Source organism: Chryseobacterium electrogenes (genome assembly GCF_053553015.1).
Genome location: NZ_JBNPPB010000002.1, coordinates 324,799 through 338,306, shown reverse-complemented (window position 1 = coordinate 338,306; position 13,508 = coordinate 324,799). Strand labels below are relative to the sequence as shown.

At 35.3% G+C, this 13,508-nt stretch carries 11 protein-coding genes; 10 read left to right on the top strand and 1 reads right to left on the bottom strand.

The annotated features are described in order from the left end of the window. The first annotated feature begins 33 nt into the window (after window positions 1-33). The 8 genes from ACQQ6V_RS01585 (at window position 34) to ACQQ6V_RS01550 (ending at window position 8,753) form a co-directional block, all read left to right on the top strand. Window positions 34-1,158: an alpha/beta hydrolase gene (locus ACQQ6V_RS01585; RefSeq protein WP_448843841.1), complete on the top strand. Its 1,125-nt coding sequence runs from the start codon at window positions 34-36 to the stop codon at window positions 1,156-1,158. Further along, window positions 1,151-2,578 carry a M17 family metallopeptidase gene (locus ACQQ6V_RS01580; protein ID WP_448843840.1) on the top strand — a complete coding sequence of 476 codons (1,428 nt, stop codon included), beginning with the start codon at window positions 1,151-1,153 and terminating at the stop codon, window positions 2,576-2,578. Before ACQQ6V_RS01585 ends, ACQQ6V_RS01580 begins: the two co-directional genes overlap by 8 nt. Further along, window positions 2,575-3,783 carry an ATP-grasp domain-containing protein gene (locus ACQQ6V_RS01575; protein WP_448843839.1) on the top strand — a complete coding sequence of 403 codons (1,209 nt, stop codon included), beginning with the start codon at window positions 2,575-2,577 and terminating at the stop codon, window positions 3,781-3,783. The genes ACQQ6V_RS01580 and ACQQ6V_RS01575 overlap by 4 nt, the downstream gene beginning before the upstream one ends. A gap of 24 nt (window positions 3,784-3,807) precedes the next feature. Further along, window positions 3,808-4,521: an alpha/beta hydrolase-fold protein gene (locus tag ACQQ6V_RS01570; protein ID WP_448843838.1), complete on the top strand. Its 714-nt coding sequence runs from the start codon at window positions 3,808-3,810 to the stop codon at window positions 4,519-4,521. 27 nt (window positions 4,522-4,548) lie between these two features. After that, complete coding sequence (locus ACQQ6V_RS01565) at window positions 4,549-5,502, top strand: ATP-grasp domain-containing protein (protein ID WP_448843837.1); 954 nt, start codon at window positions 4,549-4,551, stop codon at window positions 5,500-5,502. Between the two features lie 41 nt (window positions 5,503-5,543). Further along, window positions 5,544-6,647, top strand: coding sequence for a carboxylate-amine ligase (locus ACQQ6V_RS01560; protein ID WP_448843836.1), 1,104 nt, complete (start codon window positions 5,544-5,546; stop codon window positions 6,645-6,647). 73 nt (window positions 6,648-6,720) lie between these two features. Beyond that, entirely contained in the window at window positions 6,721-7,563 is an 843-nt protein-coding gene (locus ACQQ6V_RS01555; protein ID WP_448843835.1) for a type 1 glutamine amidotransferase, read from the top strand. Between the two features lie 5 nt (window positions 7,564-7,568). Beyond that, the gene (locus ACQQ6V_RS01550; RefSeq protein WP_448843834.1) at window positions 7,569-8,753 is read left to right on the top strand and encodes a hypothetical protein; all 1,185 of its coding nucleotides are present in this window, start codon (window positions 7,569-7,571) and stop codon (window positions 8,751-8,753) included. A 68-nt stretch (window positions 8,754-8,821) separates the two neighbouring features. Here the strand turns inward: ACQQ6V_RS01550 and cphA are convergent, their stop codons facing one another. Further along, window positions 8,822-11,443, bottom strand: a complete 2,622-nt coding sequence (cphA, locus tag ACQQ6V_RS01545) for a cyanophycin synthetase (protein ID WP_448843833.1) — start codon at window positions 11,441-11,443, stop codon at window positions 8,822-8,824. A gap of 269 nt (window positions 11,444-11,712) precedes the next feature. Between cphA and ACQQ6V_RS01540 the strand changes: the two genes are divergently transcribed. Together ACQQ6V_RS01540 and ACQQ6V_RS01535 are read left to right on the top strand one after the other, a co-directional pair. Next, the gene (locus ACQQ6V_RS01540; RefSeq protein ID WP_448843832.1) at window positions 11,713-12,612 is read left to right on the top strand and encodes a cyanophycinase; all 900 of its coding nucleotides are present in this window, start codon (window positions 11,713-11,715) and stop codon (window positions 12,610-12,612) included. A gap of 4 nt (window positions 12,613-12,616) precedes the next feature. Next, window positions 12,617-13,459, top strand: coding sequence for an isoaspartyl peptidase/L-asparaginase (locus tag ACQQ6V_RS01535; RefSeq protein ID WP_448843831.1), 843 nt, complete (start codon window positions 12,617-12,619; stop codon window positions 13,457-13,459). The last annotated feature ends 49 nt before the right edge of the window (window positions 13,460-13,508 follow it).

The following is a 13,508-nucleotide window of genomic DNA, read 5'->3' as shown; positions in this document are numbered from 1 at the left end:
ATTGAAATTAATTTTTCGAAACAAAACATTCAGATGAAATTCAGCTTAAAAACAAATGACGAAGACGAAAGACCGGTATACATAACTGGCAATTTCAATGCTTGGAACCCTCGGGATCCACACTATAAACTTAGCTCAAAAAATGATGAACATTATATTATAATAGATGACGAAGATTTACCTCAAAATATAGAATACAAATACACCAAAGGCGGATGGGAAAACGTAGAACTTGACCAGAAAAACAATATTACAGCCAATAGAAAAGTAAATAAAAATCAAAAAAATGCCAACGATTTTGCGGAAAAATGGAGGAAAAACTGGGGACCTTTCAAAGATGAATATTTCCCAATTGTAGAATTAATTGATGATGACTTTTATATCCCACAACTAGATAAGACAAGAAGAATCTGGGCATTATTACCTTATAATTACGCTAATTCTACAGAGAGTTATCCGGTTTTGTATCTCCAAGATGCACAAAATCTTTTTAATGAAGAATCAACTTTTGGAAACTGGGAAATTGATAAAAAGCTGGCATTATTGGCAGAATATGGCCGTGGAAATCTCATCGTAATCGCCGTAGAACATGGAGATGGCGATCGTATTAAAGAATACATTTTCGATAACGAACTTGTTACGGAAGATGCAGAAGGCAAGAAATATTTAAGATTTATCTCCGATACTCTAAAACCTTTTGTCGATAAAAAATACAGGACTAAAAAAGACCGAGATAATACAGGAATTGGCGGTAGTTCTTTAGGTGGATTAATCAGTATTTACGCTGGATTTCTCTATCCTGAAGTTTATTCTAAATTAATGATTTTTTCGCCTTCGTTGTGGGTAGAACCTAATAATAATTTCCCGTTAATGCGTTTTGGCAAAGCTTTTTACACTAAAGTTTATCTATATGGCGGTGAGAAAGAAGGCTCAGAAATGATTGACAGAATCCAGAAATTCGAGAGTGCTTTACAACATTGGGAGATGCAGGATTATTTTGATTTTGAAGTTAAAACAAGCATCAATATAGAAGGGACACATCAAGAATTCTATTGGTCACAAGAATTCCCAAGAGCTATAGAATGGCTGTATTATGACAGCTTAGAAGATCCATTAAAAATTAAACAATTACAAGAAGAACAGATTAATCATGATTAAAATTTCTAACCAAAATAAACATACAACTCAGAATTTCTGCCTTTTTACAGAAGCCGATTGGGAATTAGAAAAATCGAATTATTCTAATAAAATATCGTTGTTTTTCTCTGCTAAAAAAAGTCAATTCTTTGTTGATATTCAAGATCATGAGATTAACTATCTAATTGGTTTTGGAGCTCAACCTCAAGATTTTGAAGTGAGAGAAATTGCTCAAAAATTGGCATTTAATTATAAAGAAGAACTACAAAATATTGCGACTTCGGTTAAATCTAATTTTTCACCGACACAACTTTCAGCATTTGTAGAAGGTTTATTTTTAGGAACTTATCAATATCCATTTCAAGCATCACATACAATTTGGCAAGAAGGCTTCAACTTGATTATTCCTCAATTTGACGAAAATCAAATGAATCAAACAAGCTTAAAAGCAAAAGCACTTTGCGAAGGTCAATTTGCCGCAATGGATTGGATTAATAAACCTGCTAACCAAAAGAAAGTGTCTCAAATATCCAATTTCTTAGAAAAAACTGCAGAAAAATATAATCTATCATACAAAGCCTTTAATAGAGAAGAATCTCGCCAAAAAGGCTTGGGCGCTTTTGTTGCTGTTAATCAAGGGAGTTCTCAAGATGCAGCCTTTACTATTTTAGAATATCAATCGTCTGTAAAAGATGTCAAAACTGTTGGATTGGTGGGCAAATGCGTACTGTTTGACACTGGCGGAATTTCTATAAAATCCTCAGCTAATCTTCATTATATGAAAAGCGATCTTGGAGGTGCAACGGCTGTTATTGGCGCTTTAATCACGGCAGCAGAGTTACAATTACCTGTTAATATTGTTGCGATATTGCCAATTACCGACAATGCTGTTTCTAACGAAGCTTATCTTCCGAGCGATGTTATCACGGCTTATAACGGAAAAACTATTGAAGTCTTAGATACGGATGCAGAGGGCAGAATGACGCTTGCAGACGGCTTATCTTATCTCACAAAAAATTATAAAACCGATGCTATCATAGACCTTGCAACTTTGACAGGAAGCGCTGTGAGGATGTTTGGGACAACTTGTGGCGCAATGTTTAGCAATAATTCAGGTTTAAAAAATCAAATTGAAAAATCTGCCGATACTACCAATCAACGACTTTGGAATCTTCCTCTTTGGGATATCTGGAAAGATGATTTTTCCTCAGATGTTGCTGATTACAAAAATATTTCGCTTAAGCCTTATGGCGATTGTATTGTTGCAGCAAAATTTCTAGAACAATTTATTAATGAACATCCCAGTTGGGCACATCTTGATATCGCAGGTATGGTATTCGGGAATGTCAATTACGCTAAAGAAAAAGCTGCAACAGGCTATGGTGTACAGCTTCTTATTAATTTTTTGGAGCAATTTAATTTAAAACAAAACGCAGTATGATGGAAAAAACTATTGTTTGTATCTCTTGTTATCATAAAGGTTATGATTTTATAGACGAATCTAAGAAACTTGGTAACAAAGTAATTTTGATAACCTCCGAGAATCTTAAAGATAAAGATTGGCCATGGCACGCCATTGACGAAGTTTATTACATGTCAGAAATTGCGCCTTCTACCTGGAATCTAGATCATCTTGTACAGGGATTTTCTTTTTTGATGAAAGACCATCAGATAGATGCTGTTGTAGCATTAGACGATTATGATGTAGAAAAAGCAGCAATGATCCGCGAAACTTACAGAATCCCAGGCATGGGACAGACAACACATCGTTATTTTCGGGATAAGCTAGCAATGCGACAACAAGCTTTAGATCATGGCATAAATGTCCCCGAATTTTCCGCCATTTTTAATGATGAAAAACTTTCTCAATTTATTGCAGAAAACCCTGGCCCTTGGGTTCTAAAACCTCGATCTGAAGCTTCTGCAAGTGGCATAAAAAAAATAATCTCCGAAGAGCAACTTTGGGAAGCAATAGATCAATTAAAAGGTGAACGGTATAAATTCTTGTTAGAATCCTTTAAACCAGGAAGCGTTTATCATGTTGATTGCTTAGTCTACAACCACAAAATTGTTTTTACAAGCTGTTCAAAATACCTATCCCCACCCATGAAAGTGTCTCATGACGGAGGTGTTTTCAGAACAAAAACCTTGAACGAAAAATCTTCTAAATACAAAAAATTAGAACAGATTAATCAAAAAGTTTTAGAGAAATTTAATATTAAATATGGTGCTACTCACAGCGAATATATCTTAGGTGATGATGGACAATATTACTTTTTAGAAACCTCATCGCGCGTTGGTGGCGCACATATTCCTGATATGATAGAGGCAGCAACTGGTGTTAATATTTGGCGAGAATGGGCAAAGTTAGAAAATGCACTTCTTCACAAAAAAAATTATACAGTAACAGCAAGTCAACATCTTTTTGCAGGATTGGTCATTGCACTCGCCAAAGAGAAAAATCCAGATACCAAACATTATGAAAACGCTGAAGTTCTAAAATTTATCGACAAAGATTATCACATAGGAATTGTCTATCAATCTAATAGCGCAGAAAAAATAAAACAAAGATTGGATGAAGCAGCTGATAAAATAACAGAAAACCTACTCGAAATTTTACCACCAACTGATAAACCTCAATCTTAAAACCAAACAAATACCGATGTTAATATGCCAAAAATAGAACATACAGATTACTACTCTCACATCTTAGGAAGAACCATAAAGATAGAAGTAACAGGAGAATTAGGCTATCCTATGATTATGTTTCCCACGTCACAAGGTTCTTATACACAGAATACAGATTTCCATCTTAATGGCAGCATCTCTCATATTACAGAAAGCGGAAAGCTGAAACTCTATAATGTAGAAACCTTAGATGCAGAAAATTTTTATGCTAATCATCTTTCTCCAAAAGACCGAATAGAAAACTACGAAAGATACGTGAGATTCTTAGCACAAGAATTAATTCCGTTTATACAAAAAATGCACCATACACATCGTATTGCAATTGCAGGCTGCAGTTTTGGAGGCTACCATGCAGCTAACTTTGCATTTAGATTTCCGGATTTAGTATCTCATTTATTTTGTTTGTCTGGCGCATTCTCTATCAGAAATTTCATGGAAAATTATCAAGACCATCTTATATATTATAACTGCCCAGAAGAATTTGTCATTAACGACGAAGCTTGGAAATACAATCATATGCACATCGTTCTCAGCACTTCAGATGAGGATATTTGTTTAGAAAAAACAAAAAAAATGGCGCATATATTATCCAAAAAAGAAATTAACCATTGGTACGATGAAGCCAAATGGATTAACCACGATTGGCCGTTATGGCGCATGGTTTTGCCAAAATTCATCAATCATTTTTTCAATTAATTAAATTCACAAATACACACTATTATTATGGCAAAAAAAGTTGGAATATTATTCGGGATGGAAGATACATTTCCTTGGGCTTTTATCGATAAAGTTAATGAATTAGGTAAAGGCGAAATTATCGCAGAACCCGTTACCATAGACAAGTTAGAGCAAGGCGCAGATTACGGTTACGCTGTAATTATTGATAGAATTTCGCAAGACGTTCCGTTTTACAGAGCTTATCTAAAAAATGCTGCAGTTAATGGGACTTATGTCATTAATAATCCTTTTTGGTGGAGCGCAGACGAAAAATTTTTGAACAATGCATTAATGTCAAAAATAGGAATTCCGTTACCCAAAACCGTGTTATTGCCTTCTCACGAAAGACCGACCAATACCAGTGAAACATCTTTTAGAAACTTGAAATTCCCTCACGACTGGGAATATATTTTCGATTATGTTGGATTTCCCGCCTATATGAAACCTCATGATGGCGGCGGTTGGCGTAATGTCTATCGTGTAGAAAGCCCAGAAGATCTATGGAATAAACTATCAGAAACTGAGCAATTGGTCATGATGGTACAAGAAGAAATAATCTTTGATGATTATTATCGTGTCTATTGTTTAGGTCAAAAATACGTCCATATCATGCCGTATGAGCCAAGGAATGAGCCACATCTTCGTTACGTAACAGAATCTAAATATTCTGGTAAAGAATTAAAAAAAATCCTAAAAACCATCCACGACTACACCATAAAAATGAATGAAGAATTAGGCTATGATTTCAACACGGTAGAATTTGCGGTGAAAGATGGCATTCCATACGCTATTGATTTCTGTAATCCTGCACCAGATGCTGACAGAAATTCTGTAGGCGAAGAAAACTTTGCTTGGATTGTAGAACATTCGGCCAAATTAGCTGTAGAAAAAGCTAAAGAATATGTACCCGGAAAACCTAATATCTCTTGGGGGAAATTCGTAAAAAAGACGGCTAAATAAATAGCTTATAATGATGACTAACAATTAAATACACCACACAAATGCACAAATTCACCATAGGAATTGAAGAAGAATATCAAATTATAGATGCAGAAACTAGAGATCTTGTTTCTCATGTTTCTAAAATCTTAGAAGGCGGTAAAACCCTTCTCAGCGAAAACCTAAAACACGAAATGCACGAATCTGTCGTAGAGATGGAAACAGGCATCTGTCAAAATATTCAACAAGCCAAAGAAGAACTCACCACATTAAGGCGTCATCTTGTAAAAGTTGCTCACGAGCAAGGACTTAGAGTTTCTGGCGGTGGCACACATCCTTTTTCTCATTGGAAGGATAATATCATCACCCGAGATGCCCGTTACGACAAGATTGTTAACGATATGGGCGACGTTGCCAGATCTAATTTAATTTTCGGGTTGCACGTCCATATAGGGATTCCGGATCGCGAAGAAGGCATCAGAATACAAAATGTAATGCGTTATTTTTTGCCTCACGTTTACGCATTATCTACCAATTCTCCATTTTGGGTAGGTAGATTAACAGGTTTCAAATCTTATCGTCAAGAAGTTTTTGCCAAATTCCCAAGAACTGGGATACCAAGCTACTTCAGTAGTGTAGCAGAGTTTGATGCTTACGTTAATCTTATGATAAAAACAGGCACCATAGATAATGCTAAAAAAATATGGTGGGACTTACGGGTTCATCCATTTTATCCAACGATAGAATTCAGGATTTGCGATATGCCTTTTACCATTGCAGAGACCACTTGCCTTGCAGCAATCATGCAATCTTTAGTTGCCAAAATTTACAAAATGCATCAACAAAACATAAGCTTCCGTTCTTACAGAAGATTATTATTAAATGAAAATAAATGGCGCGCATCCAAAGACGGAATTAATGCCAGTTTGATAGATTTCGGGAAAGAAACCAGCGTTCCTTACGCTGATCTTTTAGAAGAGTTATTACTCTTTATCGACGATGTTGTGGACGATCTTAATTGTAGAAAAGAAGTAGAATATGCACGTGAAATTATAAAAATGGGAACGGGAGCAGATCGTCAACTTCAGATTTTTAACGAAAGTGGTGGCGACATTAGAAAAGTAGTCGATTATATGATTTACGAAACAGAAAAAAGTGTATTATAAAATACAGGAATAAAAATAACATATAAGATTTGTTTAAATTTCAATTGTGTAATTTTAAATAAATTTTCTAATTATGAATCATGACATAAAAATCGCTCTTCTAGACATGAATAACAACTATCCTAACCAAGGAATGGGCAATATCATAGAGCTTGCAGAGGCTTTCAGGCATAGCAAAGGCGATCACGTCACAGTAGATATTTTTGATGTTCGGTATAAAAATGAAATTCCAAATGTTGAAGAATATGATATTTTCATTTCTTCTGGAGGTCCAGGAAATCCACATAAAGATGGCGCCGAATGGGAACCTATCTATGCTAATTTTTTAAATCAAATTTGGAATTTTAATCAAAAAAACGAACAAAAAAAATATCTATTTTTAATTTGCCATTCCTTTCAGTTGGCGATTATCCACTGGGAGTTAGCCAATGTAACGTTAAGAAAATCATATTCTTTTGGTGTGATGCCGATTCATAAAGCTAGAGAAGGTAAGCGTGATTTTTTATTAGAAAATCTCCCTGATCCTTTCTACGCCGTAGATTCTAGAGCTTACCAATGTATAGAACCCAATGTTGATCGTCTTAAAAATCTTAAGATGGCTGTTGTCGCGATAGAAAAAATGCGTCCACACATCCATCTAGAAAGAGCGATTATGGCAATTAGATTTTCTTCAGAAATTTTTGGAACTCAGTTTCATCCAGAAGCTAATCCCAAAAGTATGATGGAAAACCTGAAAGACGATCATAATAAAAATGCTATGATTGAGAATTTTGGGACAGAAAAATACCTCGAAACTATCGATAGAATAGATGATCCTGACAAAATAATATTAACCCAACAACAGATTTTACCAAGGTTTTTGCAACAAGCTTACGAGAATATTGCCAAAAATCTGGAGAAAAGCTTTTTACAATAAACACAATGATAACAAGCCACCGAAAACAATTTAACAGTCATTTTTCTGACGAAACTTATCATAAAGTTAAACAATTAATCAATGAAAAGTATGGCGATGGTCCAGGTTTCAGGATGTCAGAAAGTCCCGTATTTTTGACCAAAGATTTTCGAAAAAAGCTAATGGATGCTTCGGAGGCGATTGTTAATCAAATTAAAAAATTACCACAAAACGTTTTAGAAAAAGCAATTCCTGAGCAAAGTTATGTCCCAAATGATACAGAAAAACCGCACTTTCTCGCAATAGATTTTGGCATTTGTAAAAATGAAAAAGATGAGATTGTTCCGCAATTAATAGAGTTGCAAGCCTTCCCGAGTCTGTATGGTTTTCAGCAAGTTTATAAAGAAACTAACCTTGAAGTTTATCCATTTTTAAAAGATCTTGAAACTGATATTCCGAGAAAAGAATACATTGAAAGTTTCAAAAAAATTATTTTAAATGGAGAAAATCCGGAAAATGTCATCTTGTTAGAGCTCTATCCTGAGCAACAAAAAACACATATTGATTTTGTTGTTACCAAAGATTTTACCGGCATAGAAACGGTGTGTCTTAGTAAAATTAAAAAGCAAGGACGACAATTATTTTATGAGAAAAATGGCGAATTAATTTTGATTAAAAGAATCTATAATCGTGTAATTTTTGATGAATTAGAGCGTTTAGAAAATTTCAAATCCGAATTTGATTTCCGTGATGATGTCGATGTAGAATGGGTGACGCATCCTAACTGGTTTTTTAAAATTTCAAAGTATATCTTGCCAAAACTTCAGCATGACTATATCCCGAAAAGTTATTTTGCTAATGAATTTCCTGATGATGAACAACTTGAGAATTTTGTTTTAAAACCATTATTCTCGTTTGCAGGAAGTGGCGTAGATCTCTATCCAACGCAAGAAACATTACAAAGAATAGATCATCCAGAACATTTTATCCTGCAAAGAAAAGTGAGCTATGCACCTATTTTCGAAGATATAAATGGTGATTTTTCTAAAGCAGAAATTAGACTTCTCTTCCTTTGGAATCCAGAAGATGAAAATCCAACTTATGTTGCCAACATCGTGAGAATGACCAAAGCAGAAATGGTTAATGTAGATTTTAATAAAAAAGATGCTATCTGGATCGGAAGTTCTTATGCTATTTTCCCCGACAAATAAAAATATTTAATCTAAAAAAACCGCTCCAAATTATGATCTGAAGCGGTTTTGTTTATCATCCAATTTGATTAATTATCTTCTAACAATTCTTTATTTTGATAATCCTGGACAAGCTCTATCGCATTAGAAATAACATCACTCAACGCCGTGATAAAAGTCCCTTCTTCTGCCATATTAATCGCATGCTTCAAAGCATCAATCTCTTTCGGGATAATCTCGTAACTCACTGTACCACCAGCTTCTTGGATGCCATCAATGATTAATCCATTAATTTCTTCTTCGGTTCTTCCGCGGAGATGTTTTTCGTTTCTAATGATAATATGATCGAACATTCTTCCCGCAATTTTTCCACATTCTTTGATATCTTCGTCTCGTCTGTCCCCAACTCCAGATATAATTCCGATTTTCTTATTGGCTTCAACATTTTTCAGAAAGTCTTCAATCGCCTCATAACCAGCAGGATTATGTGCGAAGTCTATCATGACTTTATAATTTTTGAATTTGAAAATATTTAATCTTCCTGGCGTAAGATGTGCACTTGGGATAAAAGTGGTAAGCGCCAACGCAATATTAGGAATCTCAAAACCATAAAGATAGGCTGCCAAAGATGCTGCCAAAACATTAGAAATCATGAATCTCGCTTTGCCTTCCATCGTAATCGGAATGTTCTTTACACGCTCTATCCTGATTTTCCACTCTCCTTTTTTAATGGTGATAAATCCATCCTCATAGACACAAGTGACTTTGCCTTCTTTAGCATATTTTTTAATGTGTGGATTATTTTCGTCCAAACTAAATAAGGCTACTTTACAATGCAAATCGGTGGATAACCTCATAGAATAATCATCATCTGCATTGATAACCGCCCAACCATCTTTCTTTACAGCGTCCAGAACAACACGTTTTACTCGAGTAAGATCTTTAAGGTTATGAATATCATTCATCCCAAGATGATCTTCTTTAATATTAGTCAATACACCAATATCACACTTAGAAAATCCAAGCCCAGAGCGCAAAATGCCACCTCTCGCCGTTTCTAAAACCGCAAATTCTACTGTTGGATCTTTCAAAATAAATTCTGCAGACAAAGGTCCCGTTGTGTCACCTTTGGACAACATTGTATTCTGAATATAAATTCCGTCCGACGTCGTAAATCCTACGCGATGTCCATTATTTTTAACAATGTGAGAAATAATACGTGTTGTGGTGGTTTTACCGTTAGTTCCTGTCACCGCAATAATAGGAATTCTGTATTCTTTACCTTGAGGATACAACATATCAACGACTGGCGCAGCGACATTTCTCGGCAAACCTTCACTTGGCGCCAAATGCATCCTAAATCCTGGAGCAGCATTAACTTCTAAAATTGCACCACCACTTTCTTTAAGCGGTTGTGTAAGATTTTCTGCCATAATATCTATACCGCATACGTCTAGCCCAATAATCCTAGAAACTCGTTCTGCCATTGTAACATTTTCTGGATGAATCATATCAGTAACATCTATAGAAGTTCCTCCAGTAGATAGATTAGCCGTAGATTTAAGATAAACTATTTCTCCTTTTTGAGGAATTGTCTCGAGGGTATAATTTAGTTTCTGGAGTAGTTCATTGGTATCTTTATCGACAGTAATTTCTGTTAAAACATTTTCGTGACCGTAGCCTCTTCTTGGATCTTGATTTTCTTTATCTATCAACTCCTGAATCGTTAATTCTCCATCGCCAATAACATGAGCTGGTACACGTCTGGCAGCAGCTACCATCTTATGATTAATGACTAAAATTCTAAAATCAAACCCTGTGATAAATTTCTCTACAATAACTCTTCTAGAATACTTCTGAGCATGCTCTAGACCTACCAATGCAGTTTCAAAATCATTAACATTAATAGTACTTCCTTTACCATGATTTCCGTCCAAAGGTTTTAGTACCAAAGGATAGCCAATTCTTTTGACAACACGCTCAAGACCATCTTTGTCTACAACCAAATCCCCTGAAGGCACAGGAATAGCTGCGTCTCCTAACATTTTTTTAGTTAATTCTTTATTACAAGCAATATCTACTGCAATACTACTGGTATTACCTGTAATTGTTGCCTGAAAACGCTGTTGATTAATCCCATAACCCAGTTGCACCAATGAGTTTTTCCCCAATCTAATCCAAGGTATATCTCTAGAGACAGCCTCTTCTACAATACTTCCTGTGGAAGGCCCTAGTCGTTCTCTCTCTCTAATTTCTCTAAGAGTCTGCACACAGTTTTCTATGCTATATTCTGTGTTGATAATTAGAGCTTCTGCAATTTTCACAGCTTCTTCTGCCGCATAAATACCAGCTTGCTCTTCAACATAATTAAAAACAACGTTGTATATACCTGGCGTTTTAGTCTCTCTTGTCCTACCAAATCCAACTTCCATCCCTGCCATTGTCTGGATTTCTAAGGCAATATGTTCTATAACATGTCCCATCCACGTCCCCATCTCTACTCTTTTGAAAAAACCACCAGGTTCTCCCTCTGAGCATCTATGAAAGAACATACTCGGGAGCAATTGCTCTATTCTTTCTCTAAAGCCTTCTATTTTATTAGTCGGGTAATCCTCTAACTCTTCTAAGTTGAGGCGCATCTGTATTAGTTTTTTACGTCTTATACTCCAAATATTAGGACCGCGAAGCGCTTGTATTTTTTCAATTTTCATAGTTCTCTAAGGGATAAATATTAATCAAAAGGCTTTGATTTTATCAAAGATAATAGATTTGTTTAAAAATATTAAACTTTCGAAATAAATTATTAAATAATAAAACAAATTAATCACCAAATCAAACGATTATATAAATTTATTTAAAATAAAATCAGAAAATTACGTTAAAGCCATTAATTATATATTTTTTATCATTCTAGAAAAAAACCATAAGATTCTTAGCCAATTAAGGCGCTCCAATTGAGAAATTTCATATTTTTGTTCGCATGAAATCTGTTGGAAAATTAGTCATCATTGGCGGAGCAGTTAATGTCGGAAGTTTTTCCGAAGTTACATACGACCAAGATGTTGAAAAAAACCTCAATTTTTTTGAAAGAGGTATATTAAAAAAAATAATTTCAGAATCCAAACATCAGGAAGATTCTGTCATAGAAATTATCACTACCGCATCTCAAATACCAGATGTTGTCGGTCCAGAATACATCAAAGCGTTTACGCATCTTGGTGCAAAACATTGTAATATTTTAAATATATTTAATCGTGAGCAAGCCAACAGTGACGCCATTGTTGCAAGGATTAATGCTGCAGACGTCGTTATGTTTACAGGTGGCGACCAGTTGCGATTAACATCAATATTGGGTGGGACGAGATTTCACGATGCTTTATTAACAAAATATATGCACGAAGATTTTATATATGCTGGTACTTCTGCTGGTGCTGCTGCGGCATCAGAAATCATGATCTACCAAGGTAGTAGTACAGAAGCGCTTTTAAAAGGAGAAATAAAAACCACACAAGGGCTAGGATTGATAGAAAACGTAACAATAGACACTCATTTTGTACAACGTGGCAGGATGGGAAGATTATTTCAAGCGGTGGTTAATAACCCTAGAACTTTAGGTATTGGTCTTGGCGAAGACACAGGTCTTTTTATAAAAGATGACGTGATGACTGCTATTGGATCTGGACTTGTTATAATTGTAGACGGCAGATATATCAAGGACACTAACCTTACCAATATAGAATTAGGGCAACCAATCTCTATAGAAAATCTGGTAGTTAATGTAATGTCAATGAATGATACCTTCAATCTTAACTCTAAAGAAATGACGATTGAAAACTCTCAATATAACCCAATAAAAACATCCAACATTTCCTCAAATTAATGCTATGAAAATAATCATCCACGGCGGTTTTTTCTCAGAAAGCGATCAAAGTCACGAGGTAAAAATAGCTAAACAAGAATCTCTAAAAGCTATTGCTAATCAATCTTTTGATTTTCTGAAAGACAATTCTGCTTATGATACCGTAGCTTTTGCTGTATCTTTATTAGAGAACGATCCTTTGTACAACGCCGGAATTGGATCTCAAATCCAAAGCGATGGCATCATCAGGATGAGCGCAGCTATTATGGATGGTTCTTCACAAAAATTGAGCGGTGTTATTAATATCGAAAATGTTAAAAATCCGATTTTTGTCGCTAAAGAATTAATGCAAGAAGACGATCGTGTCTTGGGCGGAAACGGTGCTAAAAATTATGCTACAGAACATGGTTTTTTAGATTTTTCCACAGAATTACCACAACGCAGACAAGAATATGAAGCCAAGTTAAAATCGGGCGGAAAAGGAACTGTTGGCGCTGTTGCCATAGACAAAGACGGACAGCTTGCCGTAGCCACCTCTACTGGGGGAAAAGGCTTTGAAATCCCCGGGAGAATATCAGACTCGGCAACCGTTGCAGGCAATTATGCCAACTCTATTTGTGCAGTAAGTTGCACAGGTGTCGGCGAAGATATTGTCAGCAATGCCACTTCGGCGAAGATTGTAACGCGCGTTACAGACGGCATGACTTTGCAGGAAGCCTTTAACAAAACCTTTACAGAACTTAAAGAAATTGATGGTTTTGCTGGTGCAATTGCCATCGATCATAACGGCAATATCTATCATCAAGACTCTTATCCAACTATGGTTTTTGCAAGCTATGATGGCGATAATTTTGAAGTTTTTAAATAAAATATTCCTTAAAAATCCTTATTTAAAATATCTAAATAAGGATTTTTTT

Excerpts from the sequence above, each read along its gene's own strand:
- ACQQ6V_RS01565 (WP_448843837.1), top strand. The coding sequence starts at position 4,549 with ATGGCAAAAAAAGTTGGAATATTATTCGGGATGGAAGATACATTTCCT.
- cphA (WP_448843833.1), bottom strand. The coding sequence starts at position 11,443 with ATGAAAATTGAAAAAATACAAGCGCTTCGCGGTCCTAATATTTGGAGT.
- ACQQ6V_RS01570 (WP_448843838.1), top strand. The coding sequence starts at position 3,808 with ATGCCAAAAATAGAACATACAGATTACTACTCTCACATCTTAGGAAGA.
- ACQQ6V_RS01540 (WP_448843832.1), top strand. The coding sequence starts at position 11,713 with ATGAAATCTGTTGGAAAATTAGTCATCATTGGCGGAGCAGTTAATGTC.
- ACQQ6V_RS01550 (WP_448843834.1), top strand. The coding sequence starts at position 7,569 with ATGATAACAAGCCACCGAAAACAATTTAACAGTCATTTTTCTGACGAA.
- ACQQ6V_RS01560 (WP_448843836.1), top strand. The coding sequence starts at position 5,544 with ATGCACAAATTCACCATAGGAATTGAAGAAGAATATCAAATTATAGAT.
- ACQQ6V_RS01575 (WP_448843839.1), top strand. The coding sequence starts at position 2,575 with ATGATGGAAAAAACTATTGTTTGTATCTCTTGTTATCATAAAGGTTAT.
- ACQQ6V_RS01555 (WP_448843835.1), top strand. The coding sequence starts at position 6,721 with ATGAATCATGACATAAAAATCGCTCTTCTAGACATGAATAACAACTAT.
- ACQQ6V_RS01580 (WP_448843840.1), top strand. The coding sequence starts at position 1,151 with ATGATTAAAATTTCTAACCAAAATAAACATACAACTCAGAATTTCTGC.
- ACQQ6V_RS01585 (WP_448843841.1), top strand. The coding sequence starts at position 34 with ATGAAATTCAGCTTAAAAACAAATGACGAAGACGAAAGACCGGTATAC.
- ACQQ6V_RS01535 (WP_448843831.1), top strand. The coding sequence starts at position 12,617 with ATGAAAATAATCATCCACGGCGGTTTTTTCTCAGAAAGCGATCAAAGT.